We start from the raw sequence: 25,371 nt of genomic DNA, 5'->3' as shown, positions 1-25,371 counted from the left end.
TAATAAGCACTCCGAAAGATTGGTAAAATTGATTGTTTGGATCACAATCATCTACATCATGGATCGAATATGCGTTTTAAGGGCCTGGATCTAAATCTTCTCGTGGCGCTCGATGCTTTGATGACCGAGCGGAAGCTCACCGCGGCAGCGCGCAGCATCAACCTCAGTCAACCAGCCATGAGCGCAGCCATCGGCAGGTTGCGCGCCTACTTCAATGACGAGCTGTTTGTGATGCAGAAGCGCAGACTTGTCCCGACACCGCGAGCCGAGGCGCTCGCCCCTGCGGTTCGCGAAGCTCTACTTCAGATTCAGCTCTCGGTGATTGCGTGGGATCCATTGGTCCCGGCGGAATCTGACCGGTGCTTCAGAATCGTTCTGTCCGATTTCATGACGCTGGTATTCTTCGAAAAGGTCATAAAGCGCGTAGCGCGAGAGGCACCCGGCGTCAGTTTTGAATTACTCCACATGATTGATTATCCGGACGAACGTCTCCACGGCGGAGATGTGGATTTTTTGATCCTTCCAAAACAGTTCATGTCAGCCCCTCATCCCAGTGCGAAGCTGTTTGGGGAGAAACTCGTGTGTGTCGGCTGCCCTAATAATCAACAGCTGCACGGGAAGCTTTCCCTTGAGCAATTTATGTCGATGGGACACGTCGCGACCATGTTTGGGCGTACTTTGAAGCCATCCGTTGAACAATGGCTATTGCTGGAGCACGGTTTTAAGCGGCGTATCGAAATCGTGGTCCAGGGCTTTAACGCGATCCCGATGTTACTACAGGGGACGAATCGGATATCAACCCTTCCCTTGCGGCTTGTCAGACATTTCGCACCGACGATTCCCTTACAGATCGTAGATCATCCACTGCCTCCTCTTTCGTTCACAGAAGCTATACAGTGGCCCTTGCTTCACAATTCCGATCCCGGCAACATCTGGATGCGTAACATAATTTTGGAGGAGGCTTCGCGCATGGAGGCATCCGCTGAAGGATGCTCTCAAGCGGCCAGAGCGGCCTAATTCTGGTCGAGCTGCATTAGCTCGAAGGATGTCGCTTCAGGTGGTGGCATCTCGCCCACTTCCTGCATTGATCAATCGAATCGGTTTTGGTTTCGCGATTGATTATGATGAACTGGTGAAGCTGTGCCATCGCTGCATTTCCACCCGTTACGATCCTGGAGAAGCACCGTGTGTCTTGGGCCGGCAGGCACGCCGCCCGGCTCCATCAGTGTTCGTGCCATGTCAAAATCGCGATTCCGAGCGAACCTCTCCCCGTCCTGGATCTTGCGCTTCACATGCCAGCCACATGACCAAAGGCACGAGTGATGGCGCCATCATGCGACCATTGAAGTAATTGAGAGCGCGTGGCTTATCAAATCATCCATTCTGCGGATGCTTTCGATCCAATCAATCAATTTTACCAATCTTTCAGCATGCTCCATAGCACAAAACCAGACGTGGGGCCGGCCCTCCCGTAGGAGCATCAAACGTGCTCAAGCCTTGCTTGGCCCGGATGTCCACCGCGTTCAGGACTCACTGGAATGATGGAAAGGAACAAGATGGCCGATCAGCTCACAGTAGAAATTATTGCTGCAATCAAAAATCTCGCCCAATCGGAAAACGGCGGGAGGATCCCTGTAGCAATCGGAGAAATCACCGCTGATAGCGAATTAACCTCGCTTGGCATCGATTCACTGGCATTGGCCGATGTCCTCTGGGACCTGGAGCAGGCCTACGGCATCAGGATCGAGATGAACACCGCCGATGCCTGGTCTAATCTGAAAAACATCGGCGATGTCGTCGAAGCCGTTCGCGGCCTGATCGCGAAGGAGGCATGATGGACAGGCGCGTCGTAATCACGGGAATTGGCGGACTATGCGGATTAGGAACAAACGCTTCATCTATTTGGAAAGAAATGCGGGAAGGCCGCTCTTCAATCAGCCCGATCATCACGACTGATCTCTATGATATGGAAGGCACGGTCGGTGCCGAGATCAAGGCGATACCAGCACACGCCATCCCGCGCAAACAGCTTGTCTCCATGGACCGCTTCAGCCTTCTCGCGGTGATTGCTGCAACCGAAGCCATGAGGCAGGCCGGACTTTCCTGCGATGAACAAAATGCCCACCGATTCGGCGCCGCCATGGGCGTCGGCGGGCCTGGCTGGGGAACGATCGAAGAAACTTACCGCAGCATCCTTCTGGACGGAGTGACCCGGGCGCGCATTTTCACCGCACCAAAGGGAATGCCAAGCGCGGCTGCCGGCCAGGTCAGCATTTTCTTGGGTCTACGCGGCCCCGTCTTCGGCGTCACCTCTGCCTGCGCTGCGGGAAATCACGCCATCGCTTCCGCGGTAGATCAGATCAGGCTGGGCCGTGCAGACGTCATGCTTGCCGGGGGAAGCGATGCGCCGCTCACATGGGGCGTCCTGAAATCATGGGAAGCACTGCGCGTGCTTGCCCCTGATACCTGTCGCCCGTTCTCCGCCGATAGGAAAGGCGTTGTCCTTGGCGAGGGTGCCGGAATGGCTGTCCTGGAAAGTTACGAGCACGCTGCTGCCCGCGGTGCGACTATGCTTGCCGAGGTTGCTGGAATCGGACTTTCCGGCGATGCCTACGACATTGTCATGCCCTCCATCGAGGGACCGGAGGCCGCAATGCGCAGCTGCCTCGCCGATGCCGAGCTAAACCCGGACGATGTAGACTACCTGAACGCGCACGGCACCGGCACCGTTGCGAATGACGAGATGGAGACGGCAGCGATCAAGCGCGTCTTCGGAGACCACGCTTTTCAGATGTCCGTCTCCTCCACCAAGTCCATGCACGCCCATTGCCTGGGTGCTGCCAGCGCACTTGAAATGATTGCCTGCGTCATGGCGATCCAAGAAGGTGTCATACCGCCCACCGCCAACTATCGTGAGCCTGACCCCCAGTGCGATCTCGACGTCACTCCCAATGTCCCGCGTGAGCGCAAGGTGCGCGTAGCGATGAGCAATGCGTTCGCCATGGGAGGCACCAACGCCGTCCTGGCATTCAGACAAGTGTGAAGAGGCGGCGGACGATGTGGCCGTGAATGGTTCCAGCTGCAACCGCGAGGGTGGTGCCGCTGGAGAGAAGCTAACTGGCGTGCCGTTACGAATGCAGGTCAATTCGCACCAATGGTTAGTCCACAACGGCTTGCCGGGGATTGCTCACAAGGCGGGATGAGGAAAATATGGTTGCGTTCCGCAGTTATGATCATTCACGCAACCGGCTGGAAAGAGCGCCCGCTCCGGGTTTGGCACTCGGAGCGGCTCTTCAACTTCACTTGCTATCGATTCCGCTTGCCGGCCGGGCTGGTCACTGCCACTTTCAATCCACTGCTGTCGAACGAGCCTCTGGACCACGCAAACGCCGCTTTGCCGACCGCTTTCCTGCCGGGACTTCTCTTCTGCGCCATGCGATGTCGAGCGTCGAGAAGAGGAGCTTATCTGAACCTCGTTCAAGCCGGGCGTCAGAGGACCAACAACTTCATCGATGAACGCGAACTGAGAACAGACAATGACACGCACTCAAAAAGAAAAGATGCTGGCGGGCGAGATGTACAACCCGGCGGACGAGGAGATTCAGACGGACCTGTTGGCCACGGGAGCTTGGCTGAAGAGATATAATGATACTCTGGGAAGTACGGCCGAGCATTGGAACGCACTTCTTCTGGAGCGACTAGGAGAGGTCGGAACTGGAGCCGTCATCCGTCCGCCATTTCATTGCGACTACGGCTTCAACATCAGGCTTGGTGCCTACGTTTACATCAATTTCAACTGCGTAATTCTTGACGTAGCAGAAGTGACGATCGGTGCTGGGACGGCAGTCGGACCGGCTGTGCAGATCTACACCGCCGACCATCCGCATGATCCCGAGCAGCGGCAGGCTGGTCTGCAGCTAGGTCGGCCTGTCCGGATTGGCAAAGACGTCTGGATTGGGGGTGGAGCAATTATCCTCCCAGGGGTGACGATCGGCGACAACGCCGTCATCGGCGCCGGAAGCGTAGTCACCCGCGATATACCCGCAGGGGAAAAGGCCATGGGAAATCCGGCTCGGTTGAAGCGCTGAGGCAAGCCGCTGAGAACGCCATAGTCAAGGCGGTGCTTGTGAACCAACACTCCCACTTGCCACCAAGCCGATATGGCGTGGTTGATTCTTAAATCTTGGATATCAGACCGGCCAACGCGGCAACCACGACGGCTTTCTGACGGATGCACATATGTGGGCTTTGCACGTCTCGTCGAACCAGTGGAAACTGAACTCGCCTGAGAAGGCGAGGTGTTTCGCCATCAATTCAATGAACTTGGTGCGGCATCTCCACCTACATTGAGCGGATCTCGTAAAGGCAATGGCGCGAGTTGCATCCACAATTTGGATGTGCGCGATCACAACAATCGATTTTAAACATCTTACCGGATGCGATTAGAAGGTTCCGCAAATGGGCGCGCTACAAAGCATCGTGGCACCTTCGTCCTTTGGCACACCGAACGGAGACAAATCAATGTGTGGGATTGTTGGCATCGTCGGGCGGCGCCCGGTGTCGCAGCGACTGCTCGACGCGCTAAAGCGTCTGGAGTACCGCGGATATGACTCCGCTGGCGTTGCCACGATCTCTGAGGGCACGTTGGAGCGCTGCCGCGCGCAGGGTAAGCTCGTCAATCTTGAAATGAGGCTAAAGCAACAGCCGCTAGACGGGATCATCGGCATCGGCCACACCCGCTGGGCTACTCATGGGGCGCCGACAGAACGAAACGCTCATCCACATATCGTCGACGGTATTGCCGTCGTTCATAACGGTATCATCGAAAACTTCGCGGAGCTGAAGGCCGAACTGGAGGCGACTGGTGCGGATTTCGAGACGAGCACCGATAGCGAGGTCGTCGCGCATCTCCTCGCAAAATCCCGTCGCGGCGGTATGAGCGGCCGAGAGGCCATGCACGCGATGCTAAAGCGGCTGAAGGGAGCCTTCAGCCTTGCAATTCTTTTCCAGGATGAGCCAGCCACCATTATGGCGGCGCGCAATGGACCTCCGCTGGTGATTGGTCATGGCGACGGGGAAATGTTTCTAGGCTCCGACCCTATCACGCTTGCTCCCTTAACCAACGAAGTTACCTACCTGGTTGACGGCGACTGGGCCGTGATCGAGAAAACAGACTTCAGGATCTTCGATAGTGAGGGCAATGTCGTCACACGCCCTCGACACACCTCGATGGCCTCTGTCGACCGAGTGACCAAGGGCGACTATGACCACTTCATGCAGAAGGAGATCTACGAACAGCCCGAGGTCATAGCCGGTGCTCTCGCCCGCTACATCGATATAGCCAGCAATCGGGCAGTTCAAGTATCAACGGAACTGAATTTTGCAAACGCCAGTAGCCTCGTGATCTCCGCATGCGGCACTGCCTATTTGGCAGGCCTGATCGGCAAGTACTGGTTCGAACGCTACGCACGCCTGTCAGTGGAAATCGATGTCGCTTCAGAGTTCCGCTATCGCGATATCCCCCTGTCGCCACATGCGGCGGCGCTTTTCATCTCGCAGTCCGGTGAAACCGCCGACACGCTAGCATCAATGCGATATTGCAAGGCACAAGGGCTGAAGGTCGGCGCCGTCGTCAATGCAAGCGAATCGACCATTGCCCGAGAAGCCGATGTCATCTTCCCGATCCTCGCAGGTCCTGAGATCGGGGTCGCCTCGACCAAGGCGTTCACTTGCCAGCTCGCAGTTCTTGCTGCTCTGGCCATCAGTGCAGGCAAGGCGCGCGGTACGATTACCGAGGACGAGGAGCGGCAACTGGTCATGAGCTTGATTGAAATGCCGCGCATCATGAGGCAGGTGCTGCGGAACATTCGGCCAAAGATCAAACTCCTGTCGCGGGAACTTTCGGGATACTCTCATGCGCTCTTTCTTGGCCGCGGCACCAGTTTCCCTTTGGCGATGGAAGGCGCGCTAAAGCTCAAGGAAATTTCCTATATCCACGCTGAAGGCTATGCCGCCGGTGAACTGAAACACGGCCCGATCGCGCTCGTCGATGAAAACATGCCCGTCATCATTATCGCGCCACATGATCGATTCTTCGACAAGACCGTCTCCAACATGCAGGAGGTTGCCGCACGCGGCGGCCGCGTCATTCTTCTCACCGATGAGAGCGGAGCTACGCGTTCGAAGCTCGATACCATTCACACGATCGTGCTGCCGGATGTCGAGGAAATAATTGCGCCCATCATCTTCTCTCTACCTCTACAGCTGCTTGCCTACTACGTGGCGGTCACCAAAGGAACCGATGTCGACCAGCCGCGCAATCTCGCAAAATCGGTCACTGTCGAATAATTGCATAGCTCCCGGAGCTAGCGCGATTTCGGACAAATACCGAAACCTTCTCATTGGAATTTAGAATAAGTGAGGTCGTATGAATGAAATTTCGCTCGTGGATGTCTTTGGGCGAGTTGGCCAGGAAGTTGGAAGATCCGAATGGATCATGATCGATCAATCAACAGTCGATCTATTCGCGGATGCAACGCATGACCATCAGTTCATTCATGTGAACCCGGAACGCGCTGCGGTGGAAAGCCCGTTTGGCGGCACGATCGCTCATGGTTTCCTGACTCTTTCACTTTTGTCGGTGATGAATTTCAGCGGGATGCCAAAAATTCGCGAGCAGACAATGGGCCTCAACTACGGCTTCGACAACGTGCGCTTCATGTCGCCCGTTAAGACTGGGAGTCGCGTACGCGGCCGCTTCGTATTGTCCGACTGCCGTTTTCGGGGCTCAAGCATGCTGGTGACGACCTACGAGGTGACGGTCGAGATCGAAAACGAGAACCGGCCCGCACTCACTGCCAGTTGGATCACGATTGTTCAGTTTGATCCAAAAGATCGGCCAAAGACGTCTCATAGTTGATCCTAGTTATAGGTATTACCCATCGATGTTGTTAACCAACGAAGGCAAACGATCTGACGGGGGATGCCAATGCCGCTCGGGTTTGCATCCGCAGGCGGCACTGGGCGAAATCAGTCGCCAAGGCGCAAACGGCTCTTTACCTCGACGACAGGCTGTCTGAGCCTTGAGAAGCGGCAATTACACCGTCTTGGCTGCAGACAACTAAGCCGTCCACCACCACACCTGACTTCTGTTCTCAATACACCGCCGAAAGGTTGCGCGGCATCTGCCGGCTAATGGACATTCATGGGACCATCCAATGAACACTCATCCGGCCACCGGAACAACTTCGACCTGTTAAGGCTCTTTGCCGCCTGCCAAGTGATGTTCAGCCACGCGTGGAATTGGCTTCACCTGGGCGATTCTTTGAACGGCACAACGGCCTTCAATCTGTTGTTTTCGACGCCGGGTGTTGCGATCTTCTTTGTAATCAGCGGCTTTCTAGTAACAGATTCTTACATCCGCTCATCGTCGGCGGCCTCTTTTTTCGTCAAGCGGTCGCTCCGAATCTTTCCTGCACTGTTCGTCAACATCGCCGTGATGGAACTTGCCCTGTTTGTGACGGGGGGATTAAATGTCACTGGCATCTTGCAGTATCTGTCTTACTTCACGGTCTACATTCTGACCGCTGCACGAATCTGGGCCGTCTACTTCACCTACGAGCCCTACACGATGAGCGGCTTTTACGGCGTCTCGGACCCAAGTGGAGTGCTGTGGACGCTGACGGTGGAGCTGACATTCTACCTCACCCTGCCAACGCTGTTGGAAATTTGGCGGCGGTGGAAACGAGCAGGGGCGCTAGTCGTTGCCGTCGCTGCTCTCGGGTCTTGGGTCATGGCGCAGCACTTCAACATAACTGATAGGTACAATCCGTTCCTGTCGGTGACAGTGGGCCCGACTTTCTGGATTTTTTCGATGGGAGTTCTTGCTCGGCTTTACTGGCATCGCGTAAGCAGGATCTTTGAGGGGAAGCTCTTGTGGTGGCTGGCAATTCATCTCACGATAACGTGGTGGGTAGCAGGGACGTCCGCTGCATTCATCTCTATCAACAATGCGGCGCCTGTCGATGCATTCCGAATCGCTATTCTTGCCGGTCTAGTCCTGTCGGCAGCGTACTCATTTCCGCGCCCTAACCTTTTGCGCGGGCAGGATCTCTCTTACGGGATCTACCTCTACCATATGCTCGTCATGCACACGCTGATCGGCATCGGATGGGTCGGCCACTGGTGGCTTTGGATCGTCGAGCCGGTCGGGACCGTGGCATTAGCCGCTCTATCATGGGCGCTGATTGAAAAGCCGGCCATGAAGCTTCGCAAATCGTTAGTCGCCAGAAGGCTTTCGGTCGCTTAAACGGAAAGCTCCTGTGAAAGATCGGAACTCAATCGAAGCTGCCACATTGGACGCGCCCAGATCGGGAAAATCGTCGTTTGTCCATGTGATTGGGTTTTTGACTGTCATTCGACTGTTCGTTCGTCCCTATTTCCGGGTCTGGTTATTCCCGCTGAGTTGGTCATAAGGGAATATTGGCCCCTCCGTGAGGGCCAACCAAGATCATTCGATGGGTCCATTATTCTGAGCGCCGAGAGCTAAACAGCCACCGCGGAACGCCGGCTAAACGGTCGCGGAACGTCCGTCGCAGTTTTTCCCGGCGCTGGCCGGCCGCGGGTTCTTGATCACGGCGATCGCCGAGTAAACCTTCGACGGATCCGAGCATTTATTCGCGATCAAAATCTTGGTATACCAACATACCGTATTATGATATACGAAACTTCGGCCGCGCTGCGGCTGCAGCCGTTTGGAGGCAAGAGGCGGCTTGCAAAACTCGTAGAGTAATAAAAGGGGAGCTAAAGCTATGGAAATTGAGCAGCGTACGATCGACTTTATACCTGAGGCAGAACGATACGGAAAAGAACGTGATCTGTTTCCGGTCTGGTTTGGGGCAAATGTCAACTTGACCTCGCTTGTAACGGGAGCGCTTCTGGTCAGCATGGGCTTGAACCTGTTCTGGGCCGTCTTTTCGATTGTTGTCGGCGTTTCCATCGGTACAATCCTTGTAGCATCCCATTCCGTGCAGGGTCCGCGGCTTGGCATCCCTCAGATGATCCAGTCTCGGGCGCAGTTCGGCGTGTTGGGCGCGATCTTCCCAATGCTTTTCGTCATGTTTATCTATTTCGGCTTCAGCGTCAGCAACACCCTGCTTGCCGCACAGACGGTGTCAGGCGTCGTAGCGGTTCCACGCTCAGTCTCGATCGTGGTCTTCACTCTGCTGAGCTTCGTCATCGCGCTTTACGGCTATAAGCTGATCCATGACACGCAGCGCTGGCTCACCTGGATCGCTTGCGCGATCTACGCTGTTGTCTTCGTTATCGTGCTGAGCAATCCGCCCAGCCTCGACTATTGGCTGCCAATAGCCACAAAGCCAGCGCTTGTCTTTGCCGGTATCGGCGTAACCTGCACCTTTGCCCTGTCGTTCGCGCCCTACGTCGCGGACTATTCGCGATATCTGCCGAGCAATGTTTCTTCGAAGAAGGTGTTTTGGTACACCTTCGCGGGCATCGCTGTTGCACTTTTCGCGATGATGCTCCTGGGTGCGCTGCTGGCGGTACAGATCCCCACCTTCAGCGACAACTCCGGTGGTAGTCTTGCTATGCTGTTCGGTAGTTTTTCGCCGATCTTGTATGTGCTGATCGTCTACGCGCTTCTGTGCATCAACGTGTTCAATTTCTACGGCGCGTTCATGGCAGTAGTGACAACCATACAACCCTTTGGAAATATGCGTTTCGGGTCAACGCAGCGGGCCGTTGTGATGATCGCGATTGCGATCGCCAATGCTGTCCTGTCTTATTTTGGCGACGGCGACTTCTCGACCATGTTCTTGAATTTCATCTTTCTGATGAGCTATGCACTCATCCCCTGGACCGCAATCAACCTCGTTGATTATTACGTCTTGCGGCGTGGACAGTACAGCGTAGCGGACATTTTCGATCCCGACGGCATCTACGGCCGATATAATCCTATCGCGATCGGCGCGTTCGTGTTTGCTGTTCTGGCCGAAATCCCTTTCATTTCGATGTATTACTACACAGGCCCTGTGGCTGCTTACCTGGGCAACATCGACTTGGCATGGATCGTCGGCGTGCCTGTCGGAGCTTGCCTCTACTACTTCCCAATGCGAGCACGGTTGAGCCGGACGGGTTCTGTGCAGACTGCCACGGAATAGTCAACCTGCGGAGCCGCAGCCATGCGGCTCCATCAGCAAAGGATTGTTCAGTGCAGCCACTCTACACCCTGCCCAAGATCGAACGGCCAGCGCTTTTGGTGGTCGATATGCAGAACGATTTTGTACGCGCTGGCGCACCCTTCGAAGTTCCCGCCGCGCAAGAAACGATTCCGTCGCAACAGCGCCTAGTCGGAGCCTTCAGAGAACACGATCTGCTAGTTGTATTCCTCCAATGGGTCGGAATAGAAAACGATCCTTACCAGCGCATGCAGGACAAGTTCACTTGGGCGCGGGGGCTAGCCGATGATATCAAAGGATGTCGTCCCGGGCATCTACGCTACTATGAAGATATCGAGGCGGATAGGGATTGTTGCGCCATCATTGATGAACTGACCCCCACCGCAGATGAGATTCAGCTGACAAAACGTGGCTACGGCGCTTTCTTGGGGACCGCACTGGATTCGATCCTGCGGGACCGGAATATCGATGGCGTCATTATAACCGGCGTCATGTCCGAGTGCTGTGTCGAAGACACCGCGCGCCAAGCCTATCAGCTTCATTATCCAGCGGTGGTGATCAAAGACGCGGTGGCCACATATGACCCGCGCGCCACAGCCACAATGCTGGATGTCGTGGATAAGAATTTCGGATGGGTTGCTGACACCATAACGGTGATCGACTGGTTAGACGCCGCTCGCGGGGGCAGCGTGCTTCCGCCTTTACCCACGTAGACCAACAGCCCGTTGCCCTCCGATAGAGTTGGCATTTGAAACCCACTGCGAACGTTGCTGGATTGGGGACATAGCGATTGCAACGGAGGCGATCCCACTATCGAAGTCTTCCCACGCGTCAACACGTGCGAATGCCCCCTACACATGTTCCCCTGCACACCTGCTCACGCACCGCCAAGGCGACCGATGAGCCTTCATTGAACCATTGGGCGTAGATGAAAAGGAACGCTAATCGTTCGCCGGAATTCCCGTGGGCGCTGCCTAAACAGCGCCCACGGGTTCCTCTTTTCAAGCCTGGTTCTGCGGATCCTCAGCGAATTCCCTCGTATCTCTTACCCCTTGTATTCGGCCAGGGCCGCCTCCAATTGCGCCAGGTATTCTTGCTTTACGTCGTCCGGAAGCGACTCACCCTCGACCAGCTCCAACGCATGCGCGATCGATTCAACTGCCCGATCTTTGTCGCCGCTCTCATAGAAGTAAGGGGCAATTGTCGCGTAAGAACGCGCGCGTGAGATGCCATCTTGTTGCGGACACAGTGTCTGAATGCTCTCCAAGAGCTCCTTGCCCATCGAAAAGCGTTCCGCAAACGGAAGGCAGGAGTAGTCGTACGGTGAACCGAAGAGTTGCTGCATCGCCGCCAGAAGCCACTCACCATCATTTTTTTCTATCGCATTTCGGGCAAGTCGGGCCAATACAATCCAGCCCGCCTCAAAGTCGTGCATTCTTCCGAGCAACAACTCGACATGAGCTTCGCGAAAAGGCAAATTGTCTGGGATTGCTTTGATGCCCTCTTCAATTGTCGAGAGCGCCGTCTGAAAGTCCTTAATGTTCACCGCCGCAATCGCGCGGAAAAGGAGCACTCCTTCAAGCCACTTCTCCTGGGCATTTTTCGCTTCTGCGCTGGTGTCCCAACTGCCATCCATGACTTTTATCAAAACGCGCTCGAGTAGGTCCGGGTCCTCAGGATCCGGGTAGCCAATATGGGCGATGCTGTTGTCTCGGTCGACGACGAATATCGTTGGATCCGCGAAAGATCCGCCGGCAACCCACCAAAGCTTGTTCATTTCACCTGTATGTTCGAATGCGATCGGGATCGTCGGATTCGGAAGCTCTTTGTTTAGCCACGTGTCCACCCGCGCGCGGGCCTCGTCAGCCGTTGCAACCCGCTCCCTTGCTGCAACTCCGAGGGCCTCAAGTCCGATATCCCTGTATTTCTCCTGCAACTGCCCCAGGTCGGCAAGGGACTTCGAGCAAAATCCGCAGGTTGTCGCGAAGAGTGCAACGATGTGTATCTTGCCGCGCTCTAAAGCGAAAATTGGATTGCCATGTATCCAGGTGAGCGTTTCGATCGACGGAGCTAGAGAGCCAATTAGGAAATGGGCCTTCATTTTATTCTCCAATTCTAGTTCGCCTGGAGTGTGGTAGCCATGATGCCAGCCTCGCAGACAGGGGTCGTCTGGCTTTGCGCTCCCCCTAGCACTTGGCGTGCCAATCAAACGACGATGCAAAAAGTCATCAGATCCAGTGGCTCCACCGTAAATGCAGCGGCCCGCGGGACCAGTAATAGTGGCGCGAAACCGACAAACTCGACGGGGAGTGTCCCAATCAGGCCATTTGTCGGGGAGTTCGAGATATTGGCTGTAATCGGCCTCGACGCGAACGCGGCCGCAGGATCGTTTAGAGCAGAGAACGCCTCTCATAGCCCTCGAAACAAGCCATGTGTGAGGCTGTAATATAATCGCGTCCTCGGCGCTTACTGGGGATGTTCCCCCTCGCGCCGAGGACCGAAGAACCGCCGTGTGTCATCAATGAGACACGGCGTACAACATTGTCACGACATCCCCAGCGTCAGCGACCTTTTTCAGTCTGTTATTTTCGGCATCTAAAGAGCTGAAATTGCACCACATTGAAATTCACCATTCATTTTTGAACGGCTTGGCACGACGCTTGAAAATCATTCTCGGGTAAAGACGGCAGCTCGAGTGGGTGCTCCGTCGCTTCGGAAGCAATTCAAATGGCTGAAGGGAATACCATGGTAGCGATCCGTGAGACCTGTTTACAGGAAAAGCATCCATGTCTCAACGGCTCTGAACCGACCTTCAAGAGCAATGCTAGATCGGCCTTACGCAAAAGACCTCGCTGCACAGGAGAACACGATGGTGGATTCATTCGTAAGCCGCGACGGATCTAGATGGCTCCCGGAATATCTGAGCCAGATAGACGCAAGTTGCATTGGCTGCGGCCGCTGTTTCAAAGTCTGTTCGCGTGACGTCATGCACATTCGCGGCATCACCGACTCAGGCGAAATTTTACGTGACGGTGATGGAGCAGACGATGATGAGGTCGAGCGATTGCTGATGATTGTCGATCACCCCGGCCGATGTATCGGTTGTGGCGCCTGCGCCCGCGTCTGCCCGAAGAATTGTCAGACTCACATCACGTCCGACTAACGGGACCAGGAGTTTCCCATGACCTCTTCGGCCAAACTTTCCCACCGTCAGACTCCGCCTTTGGTGATGACACCGGAACTGATGCAACCCATCCAGTTGCCGCAGATGGCTCGTTTCGAACTCAACCAGTTCATCACCCTAGAAGTCGAGAAGAACCCGCTGCTCGAATTTCCGTCGAACGACAGCGAGGCAGGCGGCGAGTACACGCCAGCCGGCGATGAGCAGTTCGGCCACTCGCCGGAGGACGCCCGCGCGGACGATGGCGACGATAGCCGCACCGACGCGCTCTCGAGCGGTAGGTATGACAATGGCGGCAATGCCAGCACCAGCCGGCTGAGCGACGAACTCGACGCCGATTACACCCCGACTGACAAGGTCTGCCAAGTGGCTCTGGCGCCTCTCCGACGAAACCCTGTAGCAAAGAGGTCTAAAGCGGACAACGAAGAGCATGCCCAGTTGGAAAGGTGACGTTTCTCAGACTGGCATCGCTCTTGCTCGCGGAATTGAGCTTTAAAGCGTCATTGGAGTTCGGAATGTCCAGAGTGATTAGTAACCTTATGGCCACCAACACCGCGCCTAAGAGTAAGCGCTTGCCTACCCGCAGACAAGCCATGCCGATGATCCAGCGTTCACCGAAAATGGGGGATCCTCCGATGAAAGTAATCGCTCCTGTGGGCACACTGCTCTTCTCCGTCTCCCTTGCCGCCTGTGGCGTGGCATTCGGTAGTCCGATCCTTGACCTGACAACGTTTTCCTAACGACCAGGAGGTTTCCATGGCTTTGTCCGCGAATCTATCCCTGCGCCAGACCCAGTCCCTGATGATGTCACCGCAACTGATGCAATCCATCCAGTTGCTCCAGATGACGCGTGCCGAACTCAACCAGTTCATTGCCCTGGAAGTCGAGAAGAACCCACTGCTCAATTTCGCGAACGACGGCGAGTACACGGCAGGCGATGACGAGCCGTTCAGCCACTCGCCGGAAGATGCCGGCGCGGATGATGGCACCGACAATCGTGAGGATGCGCTTTCCAGCGACTGGTATGACAATGGCGGCAGCGCCAGCACGAGCCGGCTGAACGACGAGCTCGACGCCAATTATACCAATGTCTTTCCTGATGACGGCGCCCCGCAGCGCCTCGATGCGCCGGAGCTCGTCACCCAGTGGAAGTCGATGCCTGGCAGCAGCGAGGGCGCCGATTATAATCTCGACGATTTCGTCGCCGGCCAGGTATCGCTGTGCGATCATCTCGCCCAGCAGATCCCCTTCGTCCTGCGCGATAACAGCGACAGCTTGATCGCAAAATGTCTTGTCGACCAGCTCGACGACTGCGGTTATCTGCAGGCCGATCTCGTCCAGGCGGCCGAGGCGCTGGGCACGAGCCCTGCAAGGGTCGAGCGCGTGCTCGCCACCCTCCAGAGCCTCGATCCGCCAGGTGTTTTCGCCCGCAGCCTCGCCGAATGCCTGGCGATCCAGCTCAGGCAGAAGGACCGATACGATCCGGCCATGCAGGCTCTTGTCGAAAATCTCGAACTGCTGGCGCGGCGCGATTTTGCCAAGCTGAAGCGGCTCTGCGGCGTCGACGAGGAAGATCTTCTCGACATGCACGCCGAGATCCTGCAGCTCAATCCGAAGCCCGGCAGCGGTTTCGAGGCAGGTGTTTCCGAAGCGATAATGCCGGATGTGGTCGTCAGAGCCTCCTCGGAGGGCGGCTGGCTGGTCGAGCTCAATCCGGATACGCTGCCGCGCGTGCTGGTCAACCAGTCCTATTTTTCCCGGGTGACAAAGAACGGCGAGGATCACGCCTTCCTCTCCGATTGCCTGCAGACCGCCAACTGGCTGACGCGCAGCCTCGATCAGCGGGCAAAAACCATCATGAAGGTGGCAAGCGAAATCGTCCGCCAGCAGGACGCCTTCCTGCTGCACGGCGTCGACTATCTGCGCCCGCTGAACCTGAAGACGGTCGCCGAGGCGATCAAGATGCATGAATCCACCGTCAGCCGCGTCACGTCGAACAAATACATGCTGACGCCGCGCGGCCTCTTCGAACTCAAATATTTCTTCACCGTCTCGATCAGCGCCGTTGCGGGCGGCGACAGCCATTCGGCCGAGGCCGTGCGTCACAAGATCCGTGCGCTGATCCTGCAGGAGAGCCCGGAGGCGGTGCTTTCCGACGACGATATCGTCGACATGCTGAAGAAGGGCGGCGTCGATCTTGCCCGCCGCACGGTTGCGAAATACCGGGAGGCGATGAACATCGCTTCTTCGGTGCAGCGCCGCCGCGAGAAGCGGGCGCTCGCCAAAGTCGCTGGTTCGTGAAGACACGTCAAAAGTGCCTTCTTCGAAGGCACTTTTGACGGAGTGGTTGCAGAAGGAGAACACACAGTGAAGAGCTATACCATCCAGATCACGTTCCCTACATCTTGGTGAGGGACTTCAATCTGTTCACATCTCCGGCATGTGGCCCACGCAGCCGTTGCTCGCGTCCGTGGAGAGCCCAAGATTTTTTATTCCACCTGCAACACGGGAGCCGGTTGGCGTCCTGGCTGATCGCCCGCGCATGCGGCCGGCGCAAGGTGCTAGAGAATGTCGAATCCTTTTCCGGCCGTCGCAGCATCTTCTCCTCCGCACTCGGCGAAGACTTGCCAATGATCCCGCTCGAACTCCAGCCATCTGGCGTTCTCTTTTTGATGCCAGGCCGGACCGCAGTTTCCTTCTACCGGTAAGCAAGGTTGCCAACTTCGGCTATGATCGAGCTGCGTCCAACAACCCATTTCCCAGGTTGATGGCCGGTTTTGAACCGATTGCGAACATTGCCGTCGATCTATTTCACGTACTCGCCGTCTCCTCCTCAGCCAGCTCAGGATCAAAGTTTGGTCATGCACCGTGCCCGGTCCCTTCGCAACAATGCTCCCCGCAGCTCCTCCGAGATCCGAGGAGCGAAGTAGGAACGAAGTCAATGTCCCCACGACCTAACGATCCCAATTTCCCGAACGGTGTCCCTATACTGCCTTTGCATTCGCTGGGTGAGCGCATCGCGATTCTTGGCCCTTCAAACGCAGGCAAGTCGACGTTGGCGGTCGCCCTGTGTAAGAAGCTCGGTATTCCAGCCGTGCATCTCGACCAACTTCATTATCTGCCCGGCACGGATTGGCAGCCGCGCCCGGAAACAGAGTTTGCCGCGCTTCATGATTTGGCGATTCAGGAAGAGCGGTGGATTATCGAAGGCAGCTACTCGCGCCTGATGCCGCAGCGATTAGTCCGTTCCACTGGTGTTATTGTCATCACGTCAAATTCCTGGCTACGTTTTTTGCGTTATCTCAAGCGCACTCTTGCCAATCAACCGGATCGCGCAGGATCTCTCCAAAGGGCCAAAGACAGAATAAAATGGCGGATGGTATATTGGATTCTGTTCAAGTCCCGTAATAGCAACCTGGAATATGCGAAATTTCTTCAGGAGTTCGGCTTGCCGACAGTCGAATGCCACACTGCGGCTGCCCTTAATAACCTCTATCGAACATGGGGTCTGCCGGTCCCGCGTTAGCGAGCGATGGACCCAACTCAAGGGCGATTCGCGTGACCAATTTTTCGTGCGGCCACGCTAGGCTTTGACATGGCCTATCTCGCACGCCAGCCGGAAGATTAGGTATCGCTGCGGAGAAAGCCAGATTGGAGTTGAAGAATTGTTTAATGCCTATCAGATTATCCGTGTGTCCACGAAAGTCTCGGCTGGATCTATGGACGCGTTCAGCGCTCAAAGCGCTGCAGCATCCTCTTTAATTGTGTATTCTGTATTTGAAGCTTACGCGCTAGCTGATCCCGGAGCAGCCTGATCTCTTCATCAAGATTGATTGCATCTTCAGAAGCGGCGGAAATAGTTTGAGATGGTGGAAGAACAACAACCGCAATCGCTTCCACTCTGGTGCGCCGCATGCTGCGCTTTCGCGTTTGACCACCGCCAACTCGAGAGATCTTCGGCGCGGCACGACCGGCTGTATTGGCCACATCGGGCAAAGCCGGATCAGCCGCTTCCGCCGACTTTGCGTCTTCGATATCTGCGCGATCATCAACAGCGCTTGCCGTTTCTTCGGATTGATCCGGATCGACTGACACCGCGGCGGAAGGACTGTCAAGAACTGGCTTTTCGTCGGCCGGACGGTCTGTGGCGCCCAACTCGTTTTTGGTTGCTGTTTCAGCCGGCTTGGCGATGGCCAATACGTCCGGCTTCACATCATCGGCCGAGCGCTTCTGCTCGCGTCGCCGTGACACCAGCCCAGCAAGAAGTTTCCATGGAGACGCCATTTTAATCGACCTCGGATTCTACTGCGCATGCAAACAGCGAGCAAAAACGTTGGCGGCAGAACGAACCGCCGCCAAAATCTTCACTTCTATAAGCATGAGAATGCGGCCCGCGCTTGGCCGTCTGCTACGCATCAACCGAGGTTGAGTCGCTTTCGCAGATCGGCATTTTCGGCACGTAGCTTCTCCGCCAGCAGCTTGCGCAGTCTTTGATTTTCCTCTTCCAGCTGCAGAAGATCCGCAAACTCATCAACTGCGGCCACCGACGGTGCGGTCGCTGCCTGTACCGCTCTCGGAGCACGTTTGACAGCCGCACGTCTGGTGCTCGTCGCACCTTCGTCAGACTTTGCTTTGCGTCCTCTCTTCTGCTTTCCAGCGGTGGCATCCGAAGCCGCAGCCGGTTGCAGAGAAACGGCTGCTGGGGCCGTTTCAGGCACTACCTTCTTCGCGCGAGGTTTGCGCGTTTTTTTCGGCACATCGGGCGCCGCGGCGGCCGGCGTGTCAGCATTGATCATCGTAGCGTTTTCGTCGGCCATTGTGGTCTCCTGTAAAGCCGATGCATTTGTCTCCCGCCCGATCGGCAGTGTCAATAACGGCCCGGCCTGTTCTTCTCCGGATACAAGCATCTCGCTGCTTCTTGCCTGCGGAGTTAAAGACATAAATGGCATTGCCTCATCCTGCAGATCTTGAGCAACGGACTTCAGATCGGTGTCTCCCCAAATCGAGTTCGCTTTGGAATTGAGTTTTCGCCGACCTGATTTGTACTCGACGGCAAAGCTGCGCTGGACTTTTTTCACTTTAAGGAAGCCTTGTATCTGGGATGATGTCTCGGCGAGATTTCGCCAATGCTACTTGCCTCTGCAAATACCGACTCCCGCGTCGCCGGTCTAGACCCTTGGCGAGGCTCACCCCCAACGCCACTCATCACCGAGATGCTGGACCATGAGATTTAGTAGGACATATTCGCCGAATGTCGGAAGGCTGCTCCACCTGGGGGTGGTAAAGCGCATCCTGCGATAGGATGATCTTGGTCAGTCGGGCGTGTGGGGTGACCTTGTCCCAGAGCTTCCAACAGGAGTTTGCTAGGACGATTGTGTGGGGCGCGCACCCGATCATATCAATCTCCGGGCGATCGTGGATACCTCCTTGGCCCGTTCTTGCCCAGCCCATGAACTTCCACTTCATCGCCCTGGTGTATCAGGGGGCGGATTGCGACACGATATGTCCATAACCCGACAACATAATCGAACATAAGCAAGTAAACAATAAAGCAACCTCAAGGGGTTAGCGGCGAAATTTAGTTGGCACAAGCAATGCAGAGTGGAAGCCGCATCGGTAAAGCTAAATGCGGTTATCCGATTGTATCGAGTTCATCTGTTGGCGTGCCTTTGGACCGCAAGCGCGCATGAGGCCGCCACAAAATAGGAGGGATCCGACATGACGGACGTCAACGAGACAAGGCTCAAAGAACTCGTGGACCGCGTCCATGGCGACCTTGGCGGAGCGTTCAGCGTGTCGCTGGTCCGGATCGGACATGAGGTGGGGCTATACAGGACGCTGAAGGAGATCGGGCCGGTGAAGGCCGACGACCTTGCCGATGCCTCGGGATGCGCACCTCGTTATGTCCGCGAGTGGCTGTCGGCACAGGCCGCCTCAGGTTATGTGCACCATGAGCGAGGATTGTTCTCGCTGACGCCCGAGCAGGCCCTCGTGTTTGCTGAGCCTAACAGCCCGGTCAATCTGATCGGAGGGTTCGATACCGCTGCTGCGATGGTCGAAAACCAGCCGAAGGTCCAGTCTGCCTTCAAAACCGGTCGAGGCGTGGCATGGGGGGATCAGGCCGGCTGCATGTTCTGCGCTGTGGCGAAGCTGTTCCGGCCCGGCTATCTCAACGCCCTCGTGCAGGACTGGCTGCCGGCGCTCGATGGCGTTGTCGACAAGTTGAAGGCGGGCGCGACTGTGGCCGACGTCGGCTGCGGACATGGGCTCTCGACGATCCTCATGGCTCAGGCTTTCCCTAATTCGCGGTTCATCGGCTACGACTTCCATGCGGATTCGATCGCGGCAGCGACCGCCCACGCTCGGGCAGATGGCCTGACGAACGTGCGCTTCGAGATCGGCCGGGCGCAGGACTTCGACGGCCGAGACTTCGATTTGATCACCTGCTTCGACTGCTTGCACGACATGGGCGACCCAATAGCCGCTGCGGCTCATATCCGAAAGGCATTGAAGGAGGGCGGCACGTGGATGGTGGTCGAACCAATGGCCGGAGATACGCTGGAGGAGAATATCAACCCAGTTGGACGGCTCTACTACTCAGCCTCGACGATGATCTGCGTTCCAACCTCGCTTGCGCAGGAGACGGGAATAGCACTTGGCGCTCAGGCGGGAGAGAAGCGATTGGCCGAGGTAATCCGGTCGGGCGGTTTCACTCATGTCCGCCGAGCAGCCCAGACCCCGCTCAACATGGTGCTCGAAGCAACCTGATGAGAAGTCGCGGCGCGCCCGGGTCCGGCCGGATGGGGCAGGCGCGCCGCGCGTGACATCGGAAGCAAGTAGCCTTGCAACTCGGACAGTCTTTGCGCGCAATTGAGGGCAGATCGGGTCGTCGCCCCGCATTGTCCCTGCTCGACGAGGGAGAAACGAACTTTACTGGTTCCAGAGCAAGCCGGCAGACGCAGAAGCTCACATTTTATGAATTGTCTATCGCAATCCAAGGCCAAGGCGACCAACGCCGGAGGGCAGCTCGGCGTTCGGATGTTCTTTGTTGGGGACAGGAAGCCGTCTCCAAAATGATCGGCAGACAATGTTGATCGCGCGTCGATGGAGGTTGCACGCAAACCAGTCGTCCAGGCGCTTTCAACAAGTAGCTCTGCCCCGCGACCTGAAGATCGGAGGCCGTCGTTTCTAAAGCAGTGAAATATTGCCTTGGCGGCGAGACCGCGAGGCGTTCTGAAGCGTACTCATTGACGACGGCGAAAACCGCCTACTATCTTCTAAGCGCTGCAAGGCATAATCCGCAAAGCACCTGACCACCGGGTGCTTTGCAGATCGGAAACCTCAGCTCCAGGCATGGAGAGGTGGCTTCTCGCCATTCAGGAAATACTTGCCCAATATAGCATACTTCCAGCGGACTGGGTCGTGGAGGGTATGGGTGCGGGCGTTGCGCCAATGGCGATCAAGCCCGTGCTCGGCAAGGGTTGAGCGCGTTCCCGCCAGCTCGAACAACTTGTTGGTGGCCGCAATCGCAATTTCAGTGGAGAGGATCTTCGCTTCGGCAGTAACAATCTGGGCTTCCGCAACGGTTTCCGCGTTAGGATCGAGGATCGCCCGATCAATGGCATAACCTGCCTTTTCAAGCAGCGCCTGCGCCGCATGCAGTCGTAGCGTCAAGTCTCCGATCGCCTGGATCGTGTAGGGATCATCCCAGGCGTTGTCGACGCCGGAATCCACCCAGGCGCGGCTCTTGGTGCGCACAAAGCTAACGGTCTCGTCTATCGCGGCCTGCGCGATACCGGTATCGACCGCCACTTGGATAATCTGGAAGATCGCTCCGTCCGCAGTTGGCACCTCATACCCCTTGTAGCCGGGCACCACGTGCGTCTTCGGCACTCTGACATTGTCAAGCAGGACCGTCCCCGACAGCGTGGTACGCTGGCCGAAGGAGGACCAGTCGTCGATGACAGTCAAACCTGGCGCGTCGCGCTCGGCAATCGCATACCAGGCTCTGCCCTCGCTATCGAGTGCAACGATCGGCACCAGATGCGCGAGCAACGCCCCCGATGAGTAGAATTTCTGGCCGTTGACAACGACATGATCGCCGGCATCGATGAACTTGGTTTCGAAATCCACTGCGCGCTTGGATCCGAATTCGGAGAAGGCATTGCCGAAGCGCGTGCCCCTCAGCACTTCCGCGAACAACAGCTTTTGCTGGGCTGGGTCCGAAACCGTCCGAATCGCGGCCACGACGCCCAGGTGGTTTTGCGCTATTTGGCCGATGGATGAATCGGCCGCCGAGATAATCTCGATGACCTTCGCAAGCGTTGCATAAGAGACTTCGGGACCGCCGAAGGCCTTGGGCACGTTGATAGACCAAAGCCCGCTCTGTGAAAACGCGTCCAGTTCCTTCACCGGCCAGATGCGGTCGCGGTCGCGCACGGCCGAATTCTTGATGAACTCTGCCGCAAGTGTCTTCGCGATGGCAATCGCTTCGGCATCAGTCTTGACGATGTGGGCTGGTTCCGACGGGCGCGGAACAGGGGGCACAGCTTTTGCGGCATACTCGGTATTAATAGTGGAAAGGGTCATGGTGGTGTCTCCTCTTGAATTTTGGTTAGCCGACAACGGCCGGGATGGAGGGAGCCACGGCTCTCTTGCCGAGGTAGAAAGACTTGATATCATCGCGCCCGCGCAGATCCTGTGCGTCACCGGTCAGCACCGTGGCGCCGTTTTCGAGAATGATGGCGCGATCGGCATATTTCAGTGCGATTGCGGAGTTCTGCTCCGCGAAAAGGATGGAAAGACCCTCTTCGCGATTGAGGTGGCGCAGCGTCCGGAAAATGTCCTGGACGACGAGCGGCGCCAATCCCATGGATGGCTCGTCGAGAACTAGAAGGCGCGGCCGCGACATCAGCGCCCGGCCGATCGCCGTCATCTGCTGCTCGCCGCCAGAGGTCAGGCCGGAAAGTGCACGACGCTTTTCCTTCAACCTGGGAAAACGTGTGTAGACCTTCTCGATATCTTCGGCGATCTCAGCGCGCGTGCTGCCGCGGCCAAGCCCACCGGAGACAAGGTTTTCCTCGACTGTCAGGCTGCGAAAGCAATGGCGACCTTCAAGCACCTGCACGAGACCGGCACGCACCAGTGCAGCAGGGCTTGTGCGCAGGACATCGAGCCCGTCGAAGCAGATGCTGCCGGAAACGACCTGACCACGTTCGGCTGGAAGCAGATTGGACAACGCCTTGAGTGTCGTCGTCTTCCCCGCACCGTTAGCGCCAAGGAGCGCCAGGATTTCACCGCGCGCCAGGTGGAAACCGACGCCGTCGAGCGCGGTGATGGCGTTATTGTACGTCGCCTTCAGACCATCGACCGCAAGCAGGGTGGTTTCCAGAGGCATGATCGTGTTCCTCTTGCCTTAAAAGGCCGGATTGAGAGAAGGCGCGAGGTTGGAGAGGGAGGCACCACCCTCGCGCCCGGTTCTTCAAGCCTCGCCTGTTATCAGGCGCGGCTTGAAGGGATCAGTTGGTCGCCGCCTCGGCGTCCGCCGCCGTGCGCAGCTTGATGCCCTTCTCGGCCGCGTAGGCTTCGGAAGACTTCTCGATGATGGGCCGCAACAGTGCCCAGTCCGGCGCGATCCAGTCAGAAACGACGTTCCACTTCTTCCCGTCCCACTGTTGGAAAGTCACGTAGCCGTTGCCCTCATGGTTGTCCCAGGTGACATTGATCGAGTGGAACAGGCCCTTGGCGCCGAGCGCCTCGACACGCGCCGGATCGAGCTGAAGGTGTTCGAAGCCCCAGCGGACCTCGTCGCCGGTGAGCGTCCGCTTGCCGAACTTCTCCTGTGCGATGCGTATCGCCTCGACATTAAGGATGCCGTTGACGATACCGAGGTTGTGGTAGACCGAGCCAATACGCTTCTTGTCTTCCAGGTTCCCCTTGCCGGCGTCGTAGATCGTTTTGACGATCTCCTGAACGACCGGGTATTCAGCTCCCGAAGCCTGTGTGGTGATCGCCGTATAGCCCTTGGCTGCATCACCAGCGGGGATGACGTCTTCTTCTGAATTGGACCAGACGTTTCCGATAATGTGATCCGCTGGGAAGCCAACCTTGGCTGCGGTCTTCAGCGCAACCGGGTTCATCACGCCCCAACCGCGCAGGACGACGTAGTCTGGCTTGGCGCGCCGGATCGTCAGCCACTGCGACTGCTGTTCGTTGCCTGGATGCGGCACCTCGATCTGCTGCAGCTCGAATCCGTATTTCTTCGCTAGCAGATCGTAGATGGGGATTGTCTCTTTGCCATAGGGCGAGCCGTGGTAGAGCACGGCGATCTTCTTGCCCTTCAGGCTTCCAAGCCCGCCTTCCTTGGAAGCGATATAGTTCACGATGCCGGAAGTTTCGCTGTAGGGATTGAGCAGTAGCGGGAAGACATAAGGGAAAACGCGACCATCGGTCGAATCCGTGCGGCCATGATTGATGGTGATCAACGGCACCTTGTCGGCGGTGATGCGATCTATCATCGCATAGGCAATGCCGACGGAAAGCGGGTTCCAGGCGGCAACGTTCGGGTTGCTCTTCAGGCGCTCGTACGCTTCGACGCCACGTTCGACCTCATACTGCGTTTCAGCTTCCGACCATGTCAGCTTAACGCCGTTGACGCCGCCGTCGCGCGTGTTGATCAGGTTCAGATAATCGATGAAGCCACCGAAGAAGCCGGTGCCGCCGGCAGCATAGGGGCCGACGCGATAGCTCTGGAGGGGAAAATATTGTTCGTCAGCATGGGCCATAGGCATGGCCACCGAAAAGGCGAGGCCGGCGGCAAGAGCCGCGATCTTGAATTTGGCGAGGATCGTCATTTTTGGACATACTCCGGGTATCGACCGGGGCAAGGCGCCGGTCCGGGTTGATCTGATGAAGGCTGTTGGCATTCGAGAGCCTTGATGGCTCCGTTTCGATCAGGACCGCACGATGGCGGCGCCGATTCGTTTTCGTACTCGACCCCAAAGGGCGACGAGCCCATCCGGTTCGAGAATCAGAAAGAGGATGATGAGCGCGCCGAGCACGATGCGCTGGCTCATATCCAGCACGCCCGAATTGAAGATATCGCCGAGTAGGAAGGAGCCAAGCCGTGACAGGACCAACGGAAACACGACGATCAGCGCCGCTCCGAAAAAGGCGCCGCGGATCGAGGCAAGTCCGCCGATGATGACGATGAACAGGACCTGGAACGATCGGTCGAGATTGAAACCGGCCGGCTCGACCGTGCGCAAATAGGCGAACGCCCACAGGACTCCGGCGATGCCGATGATGAAGGAGGAGATTGCGAAGGCCAGAAGCTTGGTTTTCAGCACTGGCACGCCAATGATCCGTGCCGCTGTCTCATTGTCGCGCACGGCGATGAAATTGCGGCCGGTCTGCGAATTCACCAAGCGATAGGCCAGCAAAGTGAGAACGGTGACCACCGTCAGCGCGAAATAATATCGTCCGACTGGGCCATCAAAAACTAAGCCGTAGACCGAAAGCTGCGGTGCATCGATCACGCCGGATGCGGACTCGTTGGAGAACCAGCTGAATTTGGTCAGCGCCCACTGCACGAAAAACTGCGCTGCAAGCGTCGATACCGCAAGGTAAAAGCCCTTGAGGCGCAGGCTTGGAAGGCCAAATACCAGACCGATGCCGGCGGCTGCGAGACCAGCAAGAACCATGCTGACGATTAAAGGCAGACCGTCGGCGCGAAGATTGAAGTTAAACGCCGCGAAAGCGCCGACAGCCATGAAGGCAGCACTACCCAGCGAGACCTGCCCGGCATAGCCCGTCAGGATATTGAGCCCCAAACCGGCGAGGCTGAGCGCCAGGAATGGAAGCAGGATAGCCTCGAACAGATAGTCGGACGCGATAAGCGGCACAACGACATAGGAGCTGGCAAGCCAACCCAATGGCGTCGCCCAGCGCGCGGGGAAGCGGTATACCGGAAGATCGTAGTTGATCGTGGACATC

General features: G+C 56.9%; 20 protein-coding genes and 1 pseudogene. 14 read left to right on the top strand and 7 right to left on the bottom strand.

Annotation, left to right across the window (positions count from 1 at the left end):
* Positions 1-69 precede the first annotated feature (69 nt).
* The 9 genes from ELH03_RS32960 (at position 70) to ELH03_RS32915 (ending at position 10,909) form a co-directional block, all read left to right on the top strand.
* Positions 70-1,017, top strand: coding sequence for a LysR family transcriptional regulator (locus ELH03_RS32960; protein ID WP_065277152.1), 948 nt, complete (start codon positions 70-72; stop codon positions 1,015-1,017).
* 539 nt (positions 1,018-1,556) lie between these two features.
* Positions 1,557-1,835: a phosphopantetheine-binding protein gene (locus ELH03_RS32955; RefSeq protein WP_012755326.1), complete on the top strand. Its 279-nt coding sequence runs from the start codon at positions 1,557-1,559 to the stop codon at positions 1,833-1,835.
* Complete coding sequence (locus ELH03_RS32950) at positions 1,835-3,043, top strand: beta-ketoacyl-[acyl-carrier-protein] synthase family protein (RefSeq protein ID WP_130759169.1); 1,209 nt, start codon at positions 1,835-1,837, stop codon at positions 3,041-3,043. Before ELH03_RS32955 ends, ELH03_RS32950 begins: the two co-directional genes overlap by 1 nt.
* A gap of 493 nt (positions 3,044-3,536) precedes the next feature.
* Entirely contained in the window at positions 3,537-4,088 is a 552-nt protein-coding gene (locus ELH03_RS32940; RefSeq protein WP_017968972.1) for a sugar O-acetyltransferase, read from the top strand.
* A gap of 433 nt (positions 4,089-4,521) precedes the next feature.
* Entirely contained in the window at positions 4,522-6,348 is a 1,827-nt protein-coding gene (gene glmS / locus ELH03_RS32935) for a glutamine--fructose-6-phosphate transaminase (isomerizing) (protein ID WP_017968973.1), read from the top strand.
* Between the two features lie 79 nt (positions 6,349-6,427).
* A complete protein-coding gene (locus ELH03_RS32930; protein ID WP_017968974.1) occupies positions 6,428-6,919 on the top strand; it encodes a MaoC family dehydratase in 492 nt (163 codons plus the stop codon).
* Positions 6,920-7,204: 285 nt separating this feature from the next.
* On the top strand, positions 7,205-8,308 hold the full coding sequence (nodX, locus tag ELH03_RS32925; RefSeq protein ID WP_065277148.1) for a nodulation protein NodX: 1,104 nt from the start codon (positions 7,205-7,207) through the stop codon (positions 8,306-8,308).
* Between the two features lie 502 nt (positions 8,309-8,810).
* Positions 8,811-10,178 carry a purine-cytosine permease family protein gene (locus ELH03_RS32920; RefSeq protein WP_130654375.1) on the top strand — a complete coding sequence of 456 codons (1,368 nt, stop codon included), beginning with the start codon at positions 8,811-8,813 and terminating at the stop codon, positions 10,176-10,178.
* A 50-nt stretch (positions 10,179-10,228) separates the two neighbouring features.
* Positions 10,229-10,909, top strand: coding sequence for a cysteine hydrolase family protein (locus ELH03_RS32915; protein WP_165406194.1), 681 nt, complete (start codon positions 10,229-10,231; stop codon positions 10,907-10,909).
* 332 nt (positions 10,910-11,241) lie between these two features.
* Here ELH03_RS32915 and ELH03_RS32910 read toward each other — a convergent pair whose 3' ends face one another.
* Positions 11,242-12,297 carry a TlpA disulfide reductase family protein gene (locus tag ELH03_RS32910; RefSeq protein ID WP_130806877.1) on the bottom strand — a complete coding sequence of 352 codons (1,056 nt, stop codon included), beginning with the start codon at positions 12,295-12,297 and terminating at the stop codon, positions 11,242-11,244.
* 768 nt (positions 12,298-13,065) lie between these two features.
* Here ELH03_RS32910 and fdxB point away from each other — a divergent pair.
* The 4 genes and pseudogenes from fdxB (at position 13,066) to ELH03_RS32890 (ending at position 16,903) form a co-directional block, all read left to right on the top strand.
* Positions 13,066-13,359: a ferredoxin III, nif-specific gene (fdxB, locus tag ELH03_RS32905; protein ID WP_130654374.1), complete on the top strand. Its 294-nt coding sequence runs from the start codon at positions 13,066-13,068 to the stop codon at positions 13,357-13,359.
* An 18-nt stretch (positions 13,360-13,377) separates the two neighbouring features.
* Positions 13,378-13,758: pseudogene (locus tag ELH03_RS32900) on the top strand (RNA polymerase factor sigma-54); the annotation flags it as partial.
* 375 nt (positions 13,759-14,133) lie between these two features.
* Entirely contained in the window at positions 14,134-15,678 is a 1,545-nt protein-coding gene (gene rpoN, locus ELH03_RS32895) for an RNA polymerase factor sigma-54 (protein WP_130729918.1), read from the top strand.
* A 640-nt stretch (positions 15,679-16,318) separates the two neighbouring features.
* Complete coding sequence (locus ELH03_RS32890) at positions 16,319-16,903, top strand: P-loop NTPase family protein (protein WP_245308459.1); 585 nt, start codon at positions 16,319-16,321, stop codon at positions 16,901-16,903.
* Between the two features lie 203 nt (positions 16,904-17,106).
* On the opposite strand, the gene ELH03_RS32885 is transcribed toward ELH03_RS32890, so the two are convergent.
* Both ELH03_RS32885 and ELH03_RS32880 read right to left on the bottom strand, forming a co-directional pair.
* Positions 17,107-17,661 carry a hypothetical protein gene (locus ELH03_RS32885; protein WP_081295690.1) on the bottom strand — a complete coding sequence of 185 codons (555 nt, stop codon included), beginning with the start codon at positions 17,659-17,661 and terminating at the stop codon, positions 17,107-17,109.
* A gap of 131 nt (positions 17,662-17,792) precedes the next feature.
* Positions 17,793-18,455, bottom strand: coding sequence for a transcriptional regulator (locus ELH03_RS32880; protein ID WP_065277585.1), 663 nt, complete (start codon positions 18,453-18,455; stop codon positions 17,793-17,795).
* Between the two features lie 640 nt (positions 18,456-19,095).
* Here ELH03_RS32880 and ELH03_RS32875 point away from each other — a divergent pair.
* Positions 19,096-20,145, top strand: coding sequence for a class I SAM-dependent methyltransferase (locus ELH03_RS32875; protein ID WP_130729917.1), 1,050 nt, complete (start codon positions 19,096-19,098; stop codon positions 20,143-20,145).
* A gap of 573 nt (positions 20,146-20,718) precedes the next feature.
* Here ELH03_RS32875 and ELH03_RS32870 read toward each other — a convergent pair.
* The 4 genes from ELH03_RS32870 to ELH03_RS32855 all read right to left on the bottom strand — a co-directional run bounded on the left by ELH03_RS32870 (position 20,719) and on the right by ELH03_RS32855 (position 25,370).
* The gene (locus ELH03_RS32870) at positions 20,719-21,966 is read right to left on the bottom strand and encodes an SfnB family sulfur acquisition oxidoreductase (protein WP_065277587.1); all 1,248 of its coding nucleotides are present in this window, start codon (positions 21,964-21,966) and stop codon (positions 20,719-20,721) included.
* Between the two features lie 25 nt (positions 21,967-21,991).
* Positions 21,992-22,774 (bottom strand): ABC transporter ATP-binding protein, encoded by a 783-nt coding sequence (locus ELH03_RS32865; protein ID WP_065277588.1) that lies wholly within the window; start codon positions 22,772-22,774, stop codon positions 21,992-21,994.
* Positions 22,775-22,895: 121 nt separating this feature from the next.
* Positions 22,896-24,230 (bottom strand): ABC transporter substrate-binding protein, encoded by a 1,335-nt coding sequence (locus ELH03_RS32860; RefSeq protein ID WP_130729916.1) that lies wholly within the window; start codon positions 24,228-24,230, stop codon positions 22,896-22,898.
* A 99-nt stretch (positions 24,231-24,329) separates the two neighbouring features.
* Positions 24,330-25,370: a branched-chain amino acid ABC transporter permease gene (locus ELH03_RS32855; RefSeq protein WP_130654369.1), complete on the bottom strand. Its 1,041-nt coding sequence runs from the start codon at positions 25,368-25,370 to the stop codon at positions 24,330-24,332.
* Position 25,371 lies beyond the last annotated feature (1 nt).

The sequence above is a fragment of the Rhizobium beringeri genome (assembly GCF_004306515.1).
Classification (GTDB): domain Bacteria; phylum Pseudomonadota; class Alphaproteobacteria; order Rhizobiales; family Rhizobiaceae; genus Rhizobium; species Rhizobium beringeri.
This window is presented reverse-complemented; position numbering and strand designations above follow the sequence as displayed.